Below are 18,622 nucleotides of genomic sequence, written 5' to 3'. Positions count from 1 at the left end.
TCTGACTCCTGGGCAACGTGAATACAGCCAAGGAGTTGCCTCGATGTCCAATCTCAACGTCAGCCCACGTACACCGCTCACCCCGCAGCAGATGCTGTCGGAGCAGGTACGGCGAATTTTGTCCGCGCCGGTGTACGACCTGGCCATCGAGACGCCGCTGCAACCGGCGCCGGCGTTGTCCGCCAGCCTGGGCAACCAGGTGCTGCTCAAGCGCGAAGACCTGCAACCGACCTTCTCGTTCAAGATCCGCGGTGCCTATACCCGCCTGTCGCGGCTGAGCACGGCCCAGCGCGAGCGCGGCGGGATCACCGCTTCGGCGGGCAACCATGCCCAGGGCGTGGCCATGGCGGCCGCGCGGCTGGGCATCAAGGCCACCATCGTGATGCCGACCACCACCCCTTCGCTCAAGGTCGAGGGCGTGCGTTCGCGGGGTGGCCGGGTGGTGTTGCACGGTGAAAGCTTCCCCCATGCCCTGGCCCATGCCTTGACCCTGGCCGACAGCGAGGGTGCGACCTTCGTGCCGCCCTACGATGACCCGGATGTCATCTCCGGGCAGGGCACCGTGGGCATGGAGATCCTGCGCCAGCAACCGGGTGCGCTGGATGCGATCTTCGTGCCGGTGGGCGGCGGCGGGCTGGTGGCCGGTATCGCCGCGTATGTGAAGTACCTGCGCCCGCAGGTCAAGGTGATCGGCGTCGAGCCGCAAGACTCCAATTGCCTGCAGGCCGCACTGGCTGCTGGCGAGCGAGTGATACTGCCGCAGGTCGGCACCTTCGCCGACGGCGTGGCGGTGGCCCAGGTCGGTGCTCACTGCTTCGAGCTGTGCCGGCATTTTGTCGATGAAGTGATCACGGTCAGCAGTGACGAGCTGTGCGCGGCGATCAAGGACATCTACGACGACACCCGCTCGATCACCGAGCCGTCCGGTGCCCTGGCCGTGGCCGGGATCAAGAAGTACGTGGCCCGCGAAGGCGTGCAGGGCCAGACCCTGGTGGCCATCGACTCCGGCGCCAACGTCAATTTCGACCGTCTGCGCCATGTGGCCGAACGTGCCGAGCTGGGCGAGCAGCGCGAAGCGATCATCGCGGTGACCATCCCCGAGCAGCCGGGCAGTTTCCGCGCATTCTGCCAGGCGCTGGGCAGGCGGCAGATCACCGAGTTCAACTACCGCTATTACCCGGGCAAGGAGGCGCGCCTGTTCGTCGGCGTGCAGACCCACCCGCTGCATGACCCTCGCGAGCAACTGCTGGCCAGCCTGGGCGAGCAGGGCTACAGCGTGCTCGACCTGACCGATAACGAATTGGCCAAGTTGCATGTGCGTCACACCGTGGGCGGGCATGCGGCGCCGGGGGCGCAAGAGCGGGTGCTGCGATTCGAGTTTGCGGAGCGACCGGGGGCGTTGCTGGGGTTCCTTGAGCGGTTGGGCAAGCGCTGGAACATCAGCCTGTTCCATTACCGCAACCACGGTGCGGCGCAGGCGCAGGTGTTCGCGGCGCTGGAGGTGCCGGTGGAGGAACAGGCGGGGTTGGCGCAGGCGCTGGATGAAATGGGGTATCGGTATTGGGATGAGACCGAGAACCCGGCTTATCGGTTGTTTCTTGGGTGATCTGGCTATTATTGGGTGTCAGTGAGGGCCCTATCGCCGGCAAGCCGGCTCCCACAGATACCCCGCAGACATTGAACGCTGCGGGGATCCTGTGGGAGCCGGCTTGCCGGCGATAGGCGCGACGCGGTTTCTAGCGCTCGCGCATGAAGAACCCCGCCACATACTTGCGGAAGGTCTCCAGGCTCTTGAAGTCGGCAAAGCGCTTGAAATTCTCGGCATCCGGCTCCGGCCCGAGGGGTCGTTCCAGCAACGACACCGACAACACCCGGTCCTGGTCAGACGTCAGCACCAGTTCATCCATCACCTGGCCACCGATCACCGGCCGGCGCATCTGCACCTTCACACCCTTGCTGGCCATCCAGTCGATCAACGAGACCAACGCCTTGAGCGGCTCTCGTTCTTCATCGCGGTACACCGGGAACAGGTGCGCGCGTGACAGTACCGGTACGCTGGCCACATGGATCAGTTCATAGAAGTGGCTACCGGCCGTGGCAGGGGAGTACAACGCCAGGGCCAGCAGCGGCCCGGACGTCCGGCTGCCACCCCAGTACAGATGGTGCCCCTGGAAGTCGAAGCCGTCCTCGCTGCGATTGTTGAACAGCTTGCGCCCGCGGATCTGCTCGACGCAGTCGAGCATCAGCCCATGACGGCGGTGGTTGCCGAACACCGTGGCTTCGCGCAGGCGCGCCTTGAGCATCATCATGTGCTTCATGTCCAGCCGGGTTTCCAGGTAGTTGCTGGCAGGCACCCGTTCGAGCAGGGGGTAGCGGCTGGCGACGCTGCGCAGTTCGGCGAACTGGGCGGTAAGGTCTTTCTTCAGGTGCGTGGCGTACAGGTTCAGGCCACTGGTTTCCAGCCAGGTCAGCAACAGCGACAGCAAGCGTTGCTGATCGCGGCGCTCGCTGCCTTCGCCGCTGCCAGCAGGGTTGTCGCAGGCTTTGGCAAAGTCGCCGATCAGCCGCAAGGGCGTATCGGGTGCCAGCCAGGCGGCGGGCGCCGTGGGCTGCGCCTCGCGCTCCGCCTCCTCGCGTTCGTCCTTGGTGAACGGGCAACCGGGCGCATGCTCGGCGGTGCCTGGGTTGTTCTTGAGAAACAGTGTGCCGGTGTTGCCGTTGAGGGTGACATTGAGCACCGGCAGGGCATCCTTGCGACAATCGCAGGCCAGCCAATGGTTGGCGCTACGCACCTTCATCAGCAACTGGTTGGCCTGCAACAGGCGGGGGCCGGCGAGGTGGCCGCTGGCGAAACCCGCCAGCAGTTCCTCTTCGGCCGGTGTCAGGCTGCGCACCTGCGCGGCGGTTTTGTCGATGATTCGCATGAGGCAGCTCCCAGCTACGAGCCCCAAGCTTCAGGCAAAGTCGCGCCGCTTTCAACCTGACGCTCAACTGCCGCCGAACATCTTGGCGGCGCGGGCGCGGATTTCTTCGGGGCTGAGGTCTTCTTTGTGGGTGGAGACGAACCACAGGTTGCCGAACGGGTCCTTGAGCGTGCCGCTGCGGTCACCGTAGAACTGGTCCTTCACTTCGTGCAGTTGGGTGGCACCGGCGGCAAGGGCCTGGGCATAGACCTTGTCGCAGTCCTCGACGTACAGGTGCAGGCCAACGGCAGCGCCGTCGAGCTTCTGGCTGGCGGTGAGGCCGCCTTCCATGTTGTCGCAGGGGTCGGCCAGCATCAGCGACGAATCGCCGATCTTGAGTTCGGCATGGCCGACTCGACCGTCCGGGCCTTCGAGGCGGAACATCTCCACTGCGCCAAAGGCTTTCTTGTAGAACTCGATGGCCTTGGCGGCGTCCTTGATGGCCAGGTAAGGGGTGATGCTGTGCTGACCTTCGGGAATGGGTTTGGCTGCCATGTTCAGTGCTCCTTTTGACCGGGTTGCAAGGGGGCGCGTTAGGCGCCCCTGTTGCATAGAGTCGTTTGCACGGGTGAAAGATCGACAGCGCTGCTAGACCGATTGTCTATAAACCGCGCAGGTTCAGAAGATGTAATCGGTGGTGAGGAAGCTCGACTGCCGGTTGCGGATGATCTCGCTGATGAGCGTCTTGTTGGCTTCCTGGAAGCGGGTCGCCACCAAGGTGCGGATCGAGAACACGCGCAAGGCGTCGTGCACCGACAACGTGCCTTCGGCGCTGTTCTTGCGGCCGTTGAATGGGTAGGTGTCCGGGCCACGTTGGCACTGGGCATTGAGGTTGATGCGGCCAACCTGGTTGGCGAAGATGTCGACCAGGCTGCCGATGGTCTGCGGGTCGTTGCCGAACAGGCTCAGCTGCTGGCCGTAGTCGGAATCGAGCACGTAGTCGATCACGCTCTGCAGGTCGCGGTAGGGCACCACCGGCACCACCGGGCCGAACTGCTCTTCGTGGTACACGCGCATGTCGCGATTCACCGGGTACAGCAGCGCCGGGTAGAAGAACGAACCACGGCTTTGCCCGCCGCCTTCATTGAGCACCCGCGCACCCTTGGCCGTGGCATCGGCCACCAGGCCGTCGAGGTAATCGACCTTGCCAGGCTCCGGCAGCGGGGTCAGGGCCACGCCCGGCTCCCAGGGCATGCCCGGCTTGAGCGCGGCGAGCTTGCGCTGGAACTTGTCGAGGAAGGCCTCGACCACGTCCTCGTGGACGAACAGGATCTTCAACGCCGTGCAGCGCTGGCCATTGAACGACAGCGCGCCGGTCACGGCTTCTTCGACCGCGTTGTCCAGGTCGACCTGGGGCAACACGATGCCGGGGTTCTTGGCATCCAGGCCCAGGGCCGCACGCAGGCGGTGCGGGCGAGGGTGGAGCTTTTTCAGGTCGCTGGCGGCCTTGTGCGTGCCGATGAAGGCGAAGACGTCGACCTTGCCGCTGGCCATCAAGGCGCTGACCGTTTCCCGGCCTCGGCCATAAATGACATTGATCACCCCCGGCGGGAAGCTGTCGCGGAAGGCTTCGAGCAGCGGGCGGATCAGCAGCACGCCGAACTTGGCCGGCTTGAACACCACCGTGTTGCCCATGATCAGCGCCGGGATCAACGTGGTGAAGGTTTCGTTCAAGGGATAGTTGTAGGGCCCCATGCACAGCGCCACGCCCAGCGGCGCCCGGCGGATCTGGCCGAGGGTGCCTTGTTCGAGCTCGAAACGGCTGGAGCGGCGGTCGAGGTCCTTGAGCGCGTTGATGGTGTCGACAATGTAGTCGCAGGTGCGGTCGAATTCCTTTTCCGAGTCCTTGAGGTTCTTGCCGATCTCCCACATCAGCAGCTTGACCACCGCCGTGCGTTGTTCGCGCATCCGCGCAAGGAAGTTTTCCACATGCTGGATGCGTTCGGCCACGCGCATGTTCGGCCAGCTGCCGCGGCCCTTGTCGTAGGCCTGCACGGCGGCGTCGAGGGCGGTCAGGGCTGTGTCGGCGTCGAGCAGCGGGGCGCTGCCGAGGATGACCTGGCGTTCGCCGTCGGCCTGCTTGAGCCACACCGGGCTGCGCACCGTGGCCAGCGGGCCGTCCCAGCGCCTGAGTTCACCGTTGACCAGGTAATCGCGTTGCTCCAGGGGTTCGCCCAGGTGCCACGCCTCGGGGATGTCGTCTGGGCTGGGAAACAGCGAATCGAGCAGGGGATCCATGGGTGCCGCACCTCGCAAGTCTAGGTAGGTGAATCGCTTCAGCTTCGAGCATGCACCTGGCCAAAGAAAAATACCAGTCTGGCTCAACATTGCCGGACGTGCGCCGATACAGAAGCAATCGACCGCGTTCGCAGGCTTATGATCCCGTCCAACTCCCCCTCTCCAGAAGAGCAGAAGCCGACCGCCGGCACGCTGCGCCAAGCCTTTTGCCGCTGGTTGCCGGCGGGTTTCGCCGTGGCCGGCGTCGGTGCATCGGCATGGCTGGGGCAGCAGGCCGTACAGCGACACGAGGACGGATTGCAGGCCGGTCTGTTCGTCTCGCCCGTGTTCTGGTTCGCCCTGGCCTGCACGGGCCTGACCTGTCTGTTCATCAACCAGACCCACCGCAAGCAACGCCAGCTGCAGCAGCGCAACCGCGAACTGCGCCGCTCCCAGGCGCAGCTGGAGCGGTTGGCCCATTACGACACCATCACCGGCCTGCCGAACCGGGTGCTGTTCCAGCAGCAGCTGGCCGAGGCGGTCCTCAAGGGCGATGGCCTGGCCGTGTTGCTGCTGGACATCGATGGTTTCAAGCAGGTCAACGACAGCCTCGGCCACGCCATGGGCGACCTGCTGTTACAGCAAGCCACCGCGCGCTTCCTGCAAGAGCTCGATACCTCCGACCGGGTATGCCGCCTGGGCGGCGACGAGTTCGTGTTCATGCTGCGCGGCACCCAAGGCCAGATCAGCCACCAGCTGGCCCACCTGCTGCGCTGCCTGCAGCGGCCGTTCGACCTCAACGGCAACGCCGCGCTGGTCACCGGCAGCATCGGCCTGGCCTGGTGCCCGCAACACGGGGCCGACGTCGGCAGCCTGCTGCGTCACGCCGACACCGCCATGTATGCCGCCAAGGAAAGCGGGCGCAACGCCTGGCGCCCGTACCATGCCGACATGACTGCGCGCCTGCAGCAGCGCCTGGACCTGGAGCGCAACTTGCGCCGGGCCTTGCAGGCGAACGAGTTCGAGTTGTGGTACCAACCCAAGGTCGACCTGTTCAGTGGCTGCCTGGAGGGCGTGGAAGCGCTGCTACGTTGGCGCGACCCGACCCATGGCCTGGTGTCGCCTGCCGATTTCATCCCGCTGGCCGAGCGCACCGGCCTGATCATTCCCTTGGGCGAGCGGGTGCTGGAACTGGCCTGCGCGCAGATGGCCGCCTGGCGCAGCCAGGACCGGGTGCCGGGGCCGATGGCGATCAACGTGGCGGCGCTGCAGATCGAGCGCAGCGACTATGTCTCAAGCCTGGCCCAGGCCCTGGAGCGCCATGACCTGCCGCCGAACCTGCTGGAGGTGGAAATTACCGAAAGCCTGCTGATGGAGAGCCAGCAACAGGCCTGTGCGGTGCTGGCCCAGTTGCAGGCCATGGGCGTGACCACGGCGGTGGACGACTTCGGCACAGGGTATTCTTCCCTGGCCTATCTACGGGCGCTGCCGATCGACCACCTGAAGATCGACCGCGCCTTCATCAAGGACCTGCCCCACGACGACGATGCCGTGGCAGTCGCCAGGGCGATCATCGACCTGGGCCATGCGCTGGGCTTTCGCATTACCGCTGAAGGTATCGAAACGCAGGAACAGTACGACTTCCTGCGCAACGCTGGCTGCGACCAGGGGCAGGGATACCTGCTGGCCCGGCCGATGCCGGCGGCGGACCTGGCGCGCTGGCTGGCAGCCCGCCGCGAGCAGGGCCGCCAGGCCGGCGCATGAGCCTTCAGAGATCCAGCAACAGCGAGGCCGACGTGGCCAGCGCGCGATCCCTGAATTCGGCGTCTTCATCCATGCGCTGGAGCGCTGACCAGATCGCCTGATGGCTGGCAGCGACATCGTCATCCTCGGCAACGTCATCGATCAGCAGGCGCAATTCACGGCGGTAGTGCAGCGGTACGCGCGACCACAGCTGCAGCTGGTCGGTGCTCGCTTCCAGTAGCAATGGCTCGTATTCGAAATCCGAAACCAGTAGATCGGTGCCGTGGAGCTGATAGTAGTCTTCGATCTGTTCGCGGATTGGCAGGCCCAGCGTATCGCTCTCCAAGCTCAGGGCATTGGCGGTCGCGGGGGGCAACACGAACCCTGCGGGCAGTCGCACGAAATGGTTGTCCGACAGATCGATGACCCTGGGGGAGGTGAAATGCTCCAACCCCCTTGGCAGGTCCATAAGGCCGCACTCAACCATGAACAACGACCTGATCGTGGTCATCCGTGTCATGTCGGGTGCATTGCTCAGCCGGTTCAGTGACAAGTCCAGCACCTGCAGTGAGCTCATCTGTTCCAGTGTCGCCTGCGCCTGGGCATCCCATGTGAGGCGGTTGCCCTCCATGTCCAGCCAGGTCAATTGGTAGGCACCGGGAACCTGTGGCAGCCGCTCGAAGCCGCAACGACCCAGGATCAGCCGACGCAGGTTGGGCAAGCGCTCGAACCAATGCGCTGGCAACTCGCTCAAGGGCGAGTTGCCGCCAAGGTCCAGCTCGACCACATGTTCCAGGCCGTTGGGCATGGGCAGTGTGGCCAGATCGAGGTTTTCCAGTTCGAGGCCCGCCAGGTCCAGGTTAGGGATCAGATCGCCATTGGGCAGGCGCAGAATCGAGTTGTACCGCCAACTGTTGAGCAGGGCGGTACTGGCACGTTGTCGACGCGCCACGCCGGCCGCCCACTGCTCCAGGTAAGTACGCAATTGCTGCAAAGCGGTTTCGCGTATCCCCAGTTCAAGCTCCGGCGAGCGCATGGCGCGTTGCCAGTCACTGCGCAGCTGATCGACTTGTTCCGGTGTGATGGCCGGGTAAAGCCTGCGCAGGCGTGCTGGCACCGAATCATTGAAAAACGGTGAAGGTGGCGGTATCGGATCCAGCGGAGCGCCGCCGAGCAGCCTGAGGCGCGGCGTCGTACGGTTGGCCGTCGGCCCCCACAGGCGAGAGGGCCAGCTCGAACGCTCGGCACCAGCCAATTGCTGTACACGTTCGCGCAGCGCGTCGACTTCGCCCCATTGTTGCCTGAGCGCAGGCGGTACAGCGGCGTACAGCGCCCGGTAGCGGTCAGTGAACAAGGGGCCGGCTGCGGGGCGTTCGCCCCCATATACTTCATACCCCTGATTCGATTTGAGCAGCACGGCACGCTGGCTGGCCTGGGGGGGGCCGAAACTGACGAGCAACTCGCCGCCAGGGCTGGCGGCGCGAATCTCCAGGTGAAACTCACTGGGCCATTCGCCCAGCCGTTGGATACAGGCAAGCAGCAAGCGATCGCTGTCGACACTTCCCAGGCCGGGCTCATACAGGCCCTCCAGGGCTCTGGCCAGCGCACGCTCATGCCCGGTTTCAGCCAGCGCCGTCAACGGCGATTGCAGGCTCTCTCGTTGTGCAGCCGAGAGCTCCGGCAGGCGCTTGGCCAACGCCAGGCGCTGCAAGGTTTCGGTCAGCAAGGGGGGCGTGGCGGCCCCCGCCAGGTGGACGGCCTGCAACTTTCCGCGATCAACGCCGCTGATGATCAACGCATGTCCTAGCCCGGTGTCATCCAGTGCGCCCGTATCCAACCCCAGGCGCCGCACGGCCTGGCTGTCAGACCAGGCCTGTGGCACTTCGTGTTCTTCGCGCCAGGCACCTTGGCCATTGTGTTCGAGCAGCGGCTGGTAGGCCTTCGGGTTGTCTGGGTGGACGATGCGCCAGCGCAGCGTCTTTTCGTCCAGACGCACCTGGTACAGCTCATTCTCCATGCGGATGAACCGTGAGCCGCCCTGCAGAAACTGGCCCGTGCTGTCGGCTGCAAGCTCCGCGGGGAGCTGGACGGCGCTTGCATAACGCGAGAGGTCCGCCTCCCAGAGGCGCTTGCTGCCATCTGCCAGCTCCACCGGGTTCAGTTTTTCCATCAATGGGCTGCTGAACAATTTGGGCAGTACCTGGCCGGCCGCGTGCAAGCCGCCAACCAGCGCGAGGTTGAGGCCTACGGATTCCAGGTGCTGCAAGGCCAGATGGCGATCGCCGATGCTCCATGCCTCGTATCCTTCGAAGACCTCACCCAGCAGTTGGCACACCATGACCGCTGTCATGCAGGTACCCAGGCCAGGGATAAAGAAGCCGGCGAGCATCAGGGTGTCCATGCCCAGGCTCAGCCACTGGGCAACGCGACGCTGGCGGGCCTGCTCGTCCACCTGAGCGGTGGGGACTGCCAGCAGTGCGGCTTCAGCCTTCAGGCGTCGGACATGCTCGGCATAGCGCCAGGGGAACAGCGGTGAATCGAGCGTCGTCAGGCTCAGGTGCAGGTCGAGGGTGTCGCCATCCGTGTTCTGCTGCAGCAGGTCGAGTAAACGATAGTGCTGTGCCCTGGCGACATAGCGCAGGAATGCGCTTCGAGTGGCGGGTTGCAACAGCCATTCGGCCAGATGCTGGCGAAGGGGCGTAACGCCGCTGAAGTGCAACAGGCTTCGCTCGCTGCCCGGGCAGTAGAACAGCAGTCCACCGCGCCCGTCGTCGACGACCAGCACTTCATGCAGCGCAATATCGAACAATATGGGCTGCCAGCAACGCACTGGGCCTTCAGCTGCCAACGTGGCGATGACATCCCGTGCCATGCCGTCGATATCGTGACGCATGAAGGCCAGGTCTGCTGCCAGTTGCAGCTGCTCGCGCTGAACGTCGATAAACGCGGTGCTCACGGTGTCCGAATGGGTGTCGAAGCATGCCTGCAGGTGTTCCTGATAGCGCTGGCCAATATCCAGCTGCCGGCAGGTGCTGGCGAACACCTCGGGGGGCAGGTCAAGCGGTTCGATAGTGACCGTTTCTGAAGGCAAGTCGATATCGACCCATGTGTCACTGTCACCCAGGGTGGTCTGGCCGACCACGGTGGTGGGGGTAAATTGCGCATTCCCCGCCAGCGCCAACGCGCTGTCGCGACCGAACTCGGCTCCGTACTCGAAATTGTGCAGGGCTGCTTCGAGCAGGCTCACCGTCGTGTGTTCGGTGACATAAGTACCGTACGTGAAGAAGTGCCGGACCCGCACCAGTTCGGTGGTACGCGGGGGTGCGGATAGCCCGTGTCGAGTCTGCAAGGTATGCATGAGCAGGCTTTCGGCGAACTCTGCGAGGTTGCGCAGATCCTTGAGCGTAACGGCCAAGGCCTGCTGAGCGCGATGCAGCCGCAGCTGGCTGGCAAGCACGGCCTCGCGCAAGTCGGGGAGGGCATTGGCGAACCAGGGCGCTTGCGTATCGGCGTGGCCTTGTTCGGGCAGCAGACTTTCGCGCAGTGCGCGCCATTGTTCGACGTTGGCATGGGTAGACCAGGAAGGCAGTTGTTCGGCGATCAAGTGATGATGCGGATTGAGCGAGGACATGGCATGGCTCCTGCTGATATGGACGGGCAGGAAGCCCTGAAGTCGTGCCTCAGGCGCAGTAGATAGTTATCAATTGAATAAATGAATGGACAAAGCGCACGCGTCGGTATGTTTGACGTCATAAAACAAGGCCGGGTGCTAGCAAAATGCCGCTTGCCAACCCGCGCGCTTGCATCTTAAATTGTTACTGAATGTTAGGGCGACAACGGTTAAATGTTATTGATTAATCAGTAAGTTATGTGGCCGTTTCTAAAATCCATCATAGTCTTTTGCGATACCACCAGTTGAAATATACAAAGGACGTCAAAAAAGAATGAAAGCGCATTTGGTGGCAGTAGCCCGCAAACTCATCTCGCCCTCCCTGCGTTACGAGATTAGAACCGTTTCAAGCATGTTACGGGACATGCTCGGTCGTGCCTGTTTCTGGCGGTGGGAGATCGCCCGCTTCAGGCTGCAGCAGACCAGCCCTTATGAAATCCTCTACATCGGCAGGAAGCAGCAGCGTGAAATGGCCAAGCTGCTGATCGGCGGCAAGGCACCGCGAGATGCCGGGGAGGTGACGGACCCCGAGGCGCCCGCGGCGCAAAACCATGTGGTGGTGGTGAGCGAAGTGCCCACCGCCGGTGCGCTGTCGGTGCCCCATTACCTGAGCGCAGTGGTACCGCTGGGGCGCTCGCTGGACGACATCACCGGGCGCTACGACAGCGAGCTGCGCCGCAGCATTCGCAAGAACCGGCCGCTGTACCAGATGCGCCAGACCGTTGACGATGCTGAAATCGCCATGGCCGACCGCGACCTGTTGCGGCCCTACGCCACTGCACGGCAGGGCATCCATGCCGCGCAATTCGCCACCGAGGAGGTGTTCAGGTTGGCCAAGGGCGTGGGCCGGCTCGACCTGATCACCCTGAACGGCGAAGTGGTGGCCTGTCACCTGGGCTGCGAGATCACCCGCGGCGGCAAGCGCTACTGGAGCACCTTGCGTTTCGGTTACTGCGAAGCGGTGTTTTCCGATGCCAAGCGCTTGCGCGAGGTCAACTCCATCACCACGTTCATGGCCCTGGAATGGGCCCTGGAACACGGTTATGACTACTACGACATAGGCCTTTGCCTGGCACGGCCCGATGATGGCTTGCTCAAATGGAAGCGCCGCCGTGGGGGCGATGTCGATTCCCTGGGCAATCACGCCTACCTGTTCGTGCGCTTGCCCCGAAACGGCACCGCGCAATTTCTGTGGGACACGCCCTTGTTCGCCATGGAGGGCAACAAGCTGACATTGCATCTGGGCTTGCCCGAAGGCACCACGGATGAAGAAGTGGCCAGCCGTTATCACGAAATGGTCTTTGGCGGGCTCCACAAGATCTATCTCTATGGCGCCAAAAGTGCAGGAGAGTCGTTCCTGGAAACCTTGCGCGCACGCTATGCCACCTTCCACTCACCGCCCCTGATGGAGCGGGTGTCTTCCAGCTGAGCACCCTGCAGGGCCGGTAACAGACCCTTTGCGCCAGATCCTTGACCCGTCACCCGTGGAGGCCGCGTCATGCAAAGCGATATCTCGAAACTCAGTGATTATCCGGTTGCCAGTGGCCATGCCTGGACATTGGCGGCCTACCGGCACATGGCGCGCAAGCGCCTGGCACGCCAAGCGGATATCGATCTTAAAAGCCTCGCTGAAAGAACCTGGGATGTCGCACCCGGTGAAATGACGTGTTCGCCGCCGGCCCTCTACCTGCCCAACCAGCTGGAGCGGGTCACCGGTTGGGAGGCCAAGCGTTTCTATCCCTACGTGCACCCGATACGCACCATGGAAGGCGGTATTCGCGCGGAGCAGGGGCCGACCCGCGGCTACTTGCTCAAGGACGTCTGGCTGATCGATGGCGCCCTGTACAAAGGCAATGCCAGCCATTGGCTGTCGCTCAAGCCCAGCACCTTTCCGCGCATCGTCGTGGAGCATGAAATAGACCGAGGCGCCGCCTATTGCACGCAAAATGGCAATACCTGGTTTGGCACTTGGCTGATGGAAGACTGTCCAACCTATGCCTTGGCCTGCAACGAGGGGGTACCTGTGACCACCGCGCCTTCGGCACGCTACCCCCTGTTCACCCAGGGTCCGGCTTACGAGCAGTGGCTAGGCATGCAACCGTTGCGTTTGCGCAGTGCCTTCTTCCATGAACTGGTGCTGTTCGATGATGTGAGCAACAACCGCAGCAGGCATCAACGCTACCGTGCCATGGGCGACAAACTGTTGTCGCACGTGGATGCAGCGCCGCACCCAGGGGTGTTCATCCTGCGGGGCAGCGACGGTGACCTGCGCTTGCTGCGCAATGAGCTGGAACTTGCCGAACACCTGCGCAAGCATCGCGGTTTTCGCGTGATCGACCCGATGAAATCGGATGTGCCGACCATCGTGGCTGCCTGCGCGGGGGCGAGGACGGTGATCGGGGTGGAGGGCAGCCAATTGGTCCATGGCGTCAATGTGCTGCAAACCGGCGGCAATCTCCTGGTGCTGCAGCCACCGAACCGCTTCGTCAGCTATTACAAATACCTGACGGACCGTGATGGCCAGCACTTTGGCTTTGTCGTCGGTCAGCCCCAAGGGGATGGTTTTACCGTCGACATCGACGAAGTCGAACGGACCCTCGACCTTTTTCCGTCATAAGCAGGGTGGTAAACGCAACGATTCGCACCTGTTCTCGCTGATGAAACACTTGATCGCTGCTCAAGGGCTGCTCAAGGCGTATTTGACAAGCCTCTGAAACGGAACCATGAAACAAGCAATAGTTCTGGATATCAAAGACTTGCTGTCGCTCTTTACAGCTCGATCTGCACTGCATTTTCTGCATGGCGGTAAATTGACGAGGCACAGGCTGGTCCATTGATTTTTATTATGGTGTCGGATCATTGACGTAGTGTCATTGTGCCCATAAGCTCCAATCACCAGCAGTCAAATCTTCAAACCAATCAACGATAATTGTCCTCTTTCAGGAGGGGAACATGCGCTCGACTTTGTTCATCAAATCGATCTTTTTGTTGGTGTTATTGAGTGGTGCGGCACGAGCAGCTGATTCCTACATGAACCAGTCGAACGTTGTTCCTTTAACGACGGCGGGTTGGCTTTTTGCCTTTGCCGTCATTGGTTTCGTGGCAGTAGCCAATAGAAAGAAGATTTAAAGTTGTACCCCTGTTCATTCAACTAAGTTTGCTTGATTTTACCGTGATGCCAGCAAGTTGACGCTGAAGTACCGTTCTTAGGGGGGTAGAGCTGGCGTCCACTTGTCAATTTTCCAACCATTGCTATATTCCACTAGCCAGCGCCTGAGGCGAGTGGTGGCAGAGGCAGGCAAAGCGGCATCGCGGTAAAGGGCCTCCAGGATTGGCAGGCCAGCGCAGCGGGTTTCACGCTGCGCAGTGGAGCGAGAGGTTTGCGGTTGTTCTCATTCAGTGCTCTTAACCTGGGCCGTTTGGCCGGAGGGATCCCTCATGGCGCGTTTGCTGATTTCCATGCTCTGCGTTCTGTGCGCTTGGTCTGGCGCGAGTGTTGCCAATGACCAAGGTGCGTCGTACCTGCTCAGCCCCGGCGACAAAGTGTTGGTCTCGGTCTGGCAGGAAGACACCTTGCGCCAGGAAACTGTTGTCCTCCCCGATGGCAGTATCACCTTCCCCCTGGCGGGTCGGATCGATGTGGCCGGCCTCGATGTGACCGCGGTGGCCAAGAAGGTCACCGACGGCTTGAAACCCTATCTCGCCGACCCGAACGTCAGCGTTGTCGTCACCGGCACTGCCGGCAACCTGGTTTACGTACAAGGCAAAGTGATCAAGCCCGGCCCGGTGCCGATGGCAGGCCCTACCGCGGTGCTGCAGGCCTTGAGCATGTCGGGTGGAATGGACAAATTCGCCGACGAAAGTGCCATCAAGGTGATCCGCGGCAGCGGCCCTTCACAAAAGGTACTGCCAGTGCGCTACAAGGATCTGGTTTCCGGGCGTGACATGTCCACCAACTTCCAACTCCAGGCTGGCGATACGCTGGTCGTACCTTGACTCTTCTAATAATTAAGAATTTCTAGTGCCTATTTTTCGACCGAAGCGTATGGCGGCGGCAATCATGATGATGCCGTTCGCGGGGGTGGTTAATGCCGCCATTTGGCAGTCCTCAGTTGTGGTTCCCACGACTGTCGAGTACGACAGTAACCCGTTGCTCCTGACGTCCGAGGAGAAAGGTGTGACGCGTACCATCATTGCACCTGACTACAACCTGACCGGTCAGTTTGACCGCGACCAGCTGCGTCTGGGCATGGGGATGCATCTGCTGCGCTCATCCGACCGTTCGATCGTCGACGACCGCGAAGACCCCAACCTGAGCCTGGGCTGGCAACGCCAGACCGAAACCGGCGGTTTCGGTCTGCTGGCGCAGTACAACGAGAGCTCGACGCTGTCCGGTACGGTACTCGATACCGGCGTGGTGACCACCGACGGCACCCAGAAGATGTCCTCGCTGACAGCCAACTGGAGCAGCACGGTCACCGAGCGCAGCACCCTGGCCAACGAAGCCCGGTACAACCACGCCCGCTACGACATCGATACCCTGACCGGCTACGACGAATACTCCAACTACTCGAGCTGGACCTATGCCTGGAGCGAGCGCACCGACATCATCAGCGGTTTCGAAGCCCGGCGTTATGAGCCGCAGGACACCACTACGGCCCTCGCCAGCAATAGTTATGTGCCGAGTATTGGCATCAAGCACCAGTTTTCCGAGCGCTTCGAAGGCGCGATGCACGCCGGCGTCAATAAAACCAGCGGCTCCGGCGGCGGGCGCCGCGGTGAGGGTGGGATGTCGCTGTTCTACCGTGGCTCGCGTGCCGAGGCCAGCCTGAGCGCCGAGCGCAGCACCGTCGCCAGTGCCGAGGGCGGTTTCGCCGAGCTGGACATGGTGCGCGGTGGCTGGAGCTACCTGGTCACCGAAACCAGCCGGTTGGGCGTCGATGCCTCCTGGCAGGACGCCAAGGGGGAAACGCCCAATACCTTGCAGACTTACAGCGTCTGGGCCAGCCGGGAACTCTCGCGGGCCTGGGACATGCGGTTTTCGTTGATGTACAAAGAGCGTCAGCAAGATGGCTTGCCAAATGCTGAAGCAACGATCGTTGGAATGACGCTGACTTACCGATATCCCGACATCTGACTTTTGCAAGGGCGGCCACTTATGAAATCCGAGTACGAGCTTTCCCTCAAAGATTACATCGCCATCATCAAGGACCGTGCCTTGTTGCTGGGGGTGAGCATCGTAGTCGTGCTGGCAGCGACCGTGGGCGTCGCGCTCAGTGTGCCGCCCATCTACCAGTCGACCGGCACTGTCCTGGTGGAGTCGCAGCAGATCTCGCCAGACCTGGTGTCGGCGGGCAACAACAGCTTTGCCGATGAGCGTATCGAGGTCATTCGCCAACGCGTCATGACCCGCGAGAACCTGCTGCGGATCATCGACAAGTACAACCTGTTCGCCGACAAGGGGCGCCAGTTCAGCGAAACCGACAAGATCGAACAGATGCGCAATGCGATCGTGGTGGCCACGCTCAGCACCTTCATCAAGGGGCGAGGCGAGGCTACCGTGGCCTTCACCGTGTCGTACGAGGACAAGCGCCCGGAAGTCGCCAAGGAAGTGGCCGACGAGTTGGTGACCCTGTTCCTCAACGAAAACATCAAGCAACGCACCGAACGGGCCACCGAGACCACCGAGTTCCTGTCCCAGGAAGCGAACAAGCTGGGCGCCGAGCTGGCCGACCTGGAAAACCAACTGGCTGACTTCAAGCAAGCCCACGCCAATGCCTTGCCGGAAAACCAGCAACTGCGCATGAGCATGCTGTCGCGTTCGGAGCTGGAGTTTCGCGAAGTCGACCGCGATTACAAATCGGCCCAGGAAGAACTGCGTTACCTGGAGCTGGAACTGTCCGCCGCCAATGCCGGGGCGAGCACCCCGGCTGCCAATGGCAGGTCGGCAACGGTCGACCAGGCGCAGGACCTGCCCAGCCTCAAGGCCGAGTACGCCCGGCTGCTGACCAAGTACAAGGAAGCGCACCCGGACGTGCAAGCGGTCAAGCGCAAGATCGATCTGCTCAAAGCCTCGGGTGAAAAGGGCATCGCTGCCGCAGCGTCGATGAACCTCGATGCGGCCCGGGTGCGGACCAAGATGGCAGCGGCGCAATCGCGCATCGCCTCGTTGGCTGAACAGAAGCGCCAGCTGATCACCAAGATGGAAGGCTACGAGGCAGACATTCTTGAGGCGCCGCAAGTGGAGCGCGGTCTGATTACCCTGATGCGCGACCACGACAACGCACGCAAGAAGTATGAAGAAATTCGCAACAAGGAAATGGGCGCGAAGATCACCGAAAGCCTGGAGCAGGAAAACAAGGCCGAGCGTTTCGTGCTGCTGGAGCCGCCGTTGATGCCGGAAAAACCGATCAAACCCAACCGCAAGAAAATCGTTGCCCTGGGCCTGGTGCTGGCACCGGCGGTGGGCGGTGGGCTGGTGATGTTGCTGGAGATGCTCAACCAGCGGGTGCGCGGCGTCGGTGCACTGGAAAGCGTGCTGGGCAAGCGGGTGCTGGTGGCTGTGCCGTACATCGCTACCCAGGCCGACAAGGCCAAGCGGCGAAAATGGCTGATGGTGATGATCGTCGCCGGCTTGGTTCTGGTGGCTATGCTTCTGGTGGTCGTCCATGTGTTCTACATGCCGTTGGACGTCCTGCTGTTTAAAGCTATGGCGCGGTTTGAATAGGGAACTCAGCAATGGACAGAATTACGCCGGCTATTGGAAAGAACCTTCACCAGATTTCCCCTACACCCATAGAAACACCGAAAGCGCCGCTGCTGGCGGACAAGCCCGAACCCCTGGGCCAGTTCGACTACGTGCAGACCAAAGTGGTACCGCTGCGTGCGGAGCACCTGGAGCGCAATCGGATCGTGTCGTACAACAAGAATTCGAACATGAGCGGGGCCATCGACCTGTTGCGCACGCAAGTGCTCAAAGCCATGGACGAGAACGGTTGGCGGACCCTGGCGATCACCTCGCCGACGCCCGAGGCCGGCAAGACCGTACTGGCGGTGAACCTGGCCATGAGCATTGCCCACCACACCACCAAGACCGCCTTGCTGGTGGACTTCGACCTGCGCCGGCCGCGGGTGGGCAGCAGCCTGGGCCTGCCGATGGACAAGGCGCTCAACGAGGTGCTCAGCGGCAAGGCCTGGCTCGAAGAAGTGCTGGTCAACCCGACGCTGCCACGCTTCGTGGTGCTGCCGACCCGCGAGCCGATCCCGATGTCGACCGAGATGCTGTCCTCGCCCAAGGTGGACAGCCTGATCACCGAGCTGCGCGACCGTTACGATTCGCGCATCTGCATTTTCGACCTGCCGCCGCTGCTGAGCTCAGATGATGCGATCACCGTGCTGCCGAAGTTCGATTGCGTGTTGCTGGTGGTGGCCAACGGCATGAACAGCAAGAAGGATATCGAAGATTGCCTGTATCACCTGGCGAACGCGAACCTGGTTGGGGCGGTGTTGAACAAGGCGGATGAGCCGTTGCGGACTTACTATTGATGCAGATGCGGTGCGTCAACCCTAACCGCTCAAAGTGATACCGGGTGTTGAATACGACCGGCTTTGCGGTACTCGATATTTCATTCTAGGTAAGTTTTCTGTAGGACAAATTCCAGCCGTATGTAGGAAGCGTCTATATTCGTCGGGAAGGGTATCCTCCCTGAGAATTGTGCTCCAAGGTTCGGAACTTCACAGCAGTGGAGTTCCGAAAAATGGCGCAGCCCTTCTTTGATCACAGCCGGCACAAACTGGACGTCACCGGCCTTGAAGCCAAACTCGACGTCCTGATCTTCAAAGGCGAAGAGGGGCTTAGTCACCCGTTCTGCTACACGGTGACGTTTACCTGCGCCGTACAGGACATCGCCGCCGAGCGCCTGCTCGGCAAGGGTGCCACCTTCAGCCTGCACGGCCCCGCCCAGCCGTCTCTGCCTGGCTTCAACATTCCTCCGGCCAAACCCCTGCGCACGCTGCATGGCGTGATCAC

13 protein-coding genes and 1 pseudogene are annotated in these 18,622 nt (G+C 62.1%); 10 read left to right on the top strand and 4 right to left on the bottom strand.

What is annotated here, in order from left to right:
• Positions 1 to 43 precede the first annotated feature (43 nt).
• Positions 44 to 1,606 (top strand): threonine ammonia-lyase, biosynthetic, encoded by a 1,563-nt coding sequence (ilvA, locus tag ACIPZB_RS14570; RefSeq protein WP_400640968.1) that lies wholly within the window; start codon positions 44 to 46, stop codon positions 1,604 to 1,606.
• A gap of 130 nt (positions 1,607 to 1,736) precedes the next feature.
• On the opposite strand, the gene ACIPZB_RS14565 is transcribed toward ilvA, so the two are convergent.
• The 3 genes from ACIPZB_RS14565 to ACIPZB_RS14555 all read right to left on the bottom strand — a co-directional run bounded on the left by ACIPZB_RS14565 (position 1,737) and on the right by ACIPZB_RS14555 (position 5,201).
• Complete coding sequence (locus ACIPZB_RS14565) at positions 1,737 to 2,924, bottom strand: hypothetical protein (RefSeq protein ID WP_400640966.1); 1,188 nt, start codon at positions 2,922 to 2,924, stop codon at positions 1,737 to 1,739.
• Between the two features lie 63 nt (positions 2,925 to 2,987).
• Positions 2,988 to 3,458 carry a VOC family protein gene (locus ACIPZB_RS14560; RefSeq protein ID WP_008091673.1) on the bottom strand — a complete coding sequence of 157 codons (471 nt, stop codon included), beginning with the start codon at positions 3,456 to 3,458 and terminating at the stop codon, positions 2,988 to 2,990.
• A gap of 123 nt (positions 3,459 to 3,581) precedes the next feature.
• Positions 3,582 to 5,201, bottom strand: coding sequence for an NADP-dependent glyceraldehyde-3-phosphate dehydrogenase (locus tag ACIPZB_RS14555; RefSeq protein ID WP_008091671.1), 1,620 nt, complete (start codon positions 5,199 to 5,201; stop codon positions 3,582 to 3,584).
• Between the two features lie 138 nt (positions 5,202 to 5,339).
• Between ACIPZB_RS14555 and ACIPZB_RS14550 the strand changes: the two genes are divergently transcribed.
• On the top strand, positions 5,340 to 6,944 hold the full coding sequence (locus ACIPZB_RS14550; protein ID WP_400640964.1) for a putative bifunctional diguanylate cyclase/phosphodiesterase: 1,605 nt from the start codon (positions 5,340 to 5,342) through the stop codon (positions 6,942 to 6,944).
• 4 nt (positions 6,945 to 6,948) lie between these two features.
• Here the strand turns inward: ACIPZB_RS14550 and ACIPZB_RS14545 are convergent, their stop codons facing one another.
• The gene (locus ACIPZB_RS14545) at positions 6,949 to 10,554 is read right to left on the bottom strand and encodes a dermonecrotic toxin domain-containing protein (RefSeq protein ID WP_400640963.1); all 3,606 of its coding nucleotides are present in this window, start codon (positions 10,552 to 10,554) and stop codon (positions 6,949 to 6,951) included.
• Between the two features lie 313 nt (positions 10,555 to 10,867).
• Between ACIPZB_RS14545 and ACIPZB_RS14540 the strand changes: the two genes are divergently transcribed.
• The 8 genes and pseudogenes from ACIPZB_RS14540 to ACIPZB_RS14505 form a co-directional block, all read left to right on the top strand.
• On the top strand, positions 10,868 to 12,022 hold the full coding sequence (locus ACIPZB_RS14540; RefSeq protein ID WP_400640961.1) for a hypothetical protein: 1,155 nt from the start codon (positions 10,868 to 10,870) through the stop codon (positions 12,020 to 12,022).
• A gap of 69 nt (positions 12,023 to 12,091) precedes the next feature.
• On the top strand, positions 12,092 to 13,210 hold the full coding sequence (locus ACIPZB_RS14535) for a glycosyltransferase 61 family protein (RefSeq protein WP_400640959.1): 1,119 nt from the start codon (positions 12,092 to 12,094) through the stop codon (positions 13,208 to 13,210).
• 335 nt (positions 13,211 to 13,545) lie between these two features.
• Complete coding sequence (eppA, locus tag ACIPZB_RS14530; RefSeq protein WP_400640958.1) at positions 13,546 to 13,722, top strand: EPS-associated small membrane protein EppA; 177 nt, start codon at positions 13,546 to 13,548, stop codon at positions 13,720 to 13,722.
• Positions 13,723 to 14,031: 309 nt separating this feature from the next.
• Positions 14,032 to 14,589: a polysaccharide biosynthesis/export family protein gene (locus ACIPZB_RS14525; protein WP_400640956.1), complete on the top strand. Its 558-nt coding sequence runs from the start codon at positions 14,032 to 14,034 to the stop codon at positions 14,587 to 14,589.
• 70 nt (positions 14,590 to 14,659) lie between these two features.
• On the top strand, positions 14,660 to 15,730 hold the full coding sequence (locus tag ACIPZB_RS14520; RefSeq protein ID WP_400641523.1) for a hypothetical protein: 1,071 nt from the start codon (positions 14,660 to 14,662) through the stop codon (positions 15,728 to 15,730).
• A 21-nt stretch (positions 15,731 to 15,751) separates the two neighbouring features.
• Complete coding sequence (locus ACIPZB_RS14515; RefSeq protein WP_400640955.1) at positions 15,752 to 17,320, top strand: GumC family protein; 1,569 nt, start codon at positions 15,752 to 15,754, stop codon at positions 17,318 to 17,320.
• Positions 17,321 to 17,331: 11 nt separating this feature from the next.
• On the top strand, positions 17,332 to 18,138 hold the full coding sequence (locus ACIPZB_RS14510; protein ID WP_400640953.1) for a CpsD/CapB family tyrosine-protein kinase: 807 nt from the start codon (positions 17,332 to 17,334) through the stop codon (positions 18,136 to 18,138).
• Positions 18,139 to 18,350: 212 nt separating this feature from the next.
• Positions 18,351 to 18,622: pseudogene (locus ACIPZB_RS14505) on the top strand (type VI secretion system tip protein VgrG); the annotation flags it as partial.

This window comes from Pseudomonas sp. NPDC089396 (assembly GCF_044749545.1).
GTDB lineage: Bacteria > Pseudomonadota > Gammaproteobacteria > Pseudomonadales > Pseudomonadaceae > Aquipseudomonas.
Note: the sequence above shows the minus strand (reverse complement) of the source record. Positions and strands in the feature narration are given on the sequence as shown.

Bases quoted from the DNA above. Each gene is read 5' to 3' on its own strand.
- ilvA (WP_400640968.1), top strand. From the start codon at position 44: ATGTCCAATCTCAACGTCAGCCCACGTACACCGCTCACCCCGCAGCAG.
- ACIPZB_RS14565 (WP_400640966.1), bottom strand. From the start codon at position 2,924: ATGCGAATCATCGACAAAACCGCCGCGCAGGTGCGCAGCCTGACACCG.
- ACIPZB_RS14560 (WP_008091673.1), bottom strand. From the start codon at position 3,458: ATGGCAGCCAAACCCATTCCCGAAGGTCAGCACAGCATCACCCCTTAC.
- ACIPZB_RS14555 (WP_008091671.1), bottom strand. From the start codon at position 5,201: ATGGATCCCCTGCTCGATTCGCTGTTTCCCAGCCCAGACGACATCCCC.
- ACIPZB_RS14550 (WP_400640964.1), top strand. From the start codon at position 5,340: ATGATCCCGTCCAACTCCCCCTCTCCAGAAGAGCAGAAGCCGACCGCC.
- ACIPZB_RS14545 (WP_400640963.1), bottom strand. From the start codon at position 10,554: ATGTCCTCGCTCAATCCGCATCATCACTTGATCGCCGAACAACTGCCT.
- ACIPZB_RS14540 (WP_400640961.1), top strand. From the start codon at position 10,868: ATGAAAGCGCATTTGGTGGCAGTAGCCCGCAAACTCATCTCGCCCTCC.
- ACIPZB_RS14535 (WP_400640959.1), top strand. From the start codon at position 12,092: ATGCAAAGCGATATCTCGAAACTCAGTGATTATCCGGTTGCCAGTGGC.
- eppA (WP_400640958.1), top strand. From the start codon at position 13,546: ATGCGCTCGACTTTGTTCATCAAATCGATCTTTTTGTTGGTGTTATTG.
- ACIPZB_RS14525 (WP_400640956.1), top strand. From the start codon at position 14,032: ATGGCGCGTTTGCTGATTTCCATGCTCTGCGTTCTGTGCGCTTGGTCT.
- ACIPZB_RS14520 (WP_400641523.1), top strand. From the start codon at position 14,660: ATGCCGTTCGCGGGGGTGGTTAATGCCGCCATTTGGCAGTCCTCAGTT.
- ACIPZB_RS14515 (WP_400640955.1), top strand. From the start codon at position 15,752: ATGAAATCCGAGTACGAGCTTTCCCTCAAAGATTACATCGCCATCATC.
- ACIPZB_RS14510 (WP_400640953.1), top strand. From the start codon at position 17,332: ATGGACAGAATTACGCCGGCTATTGGAAAGAACCTTCACCAGATTTCC.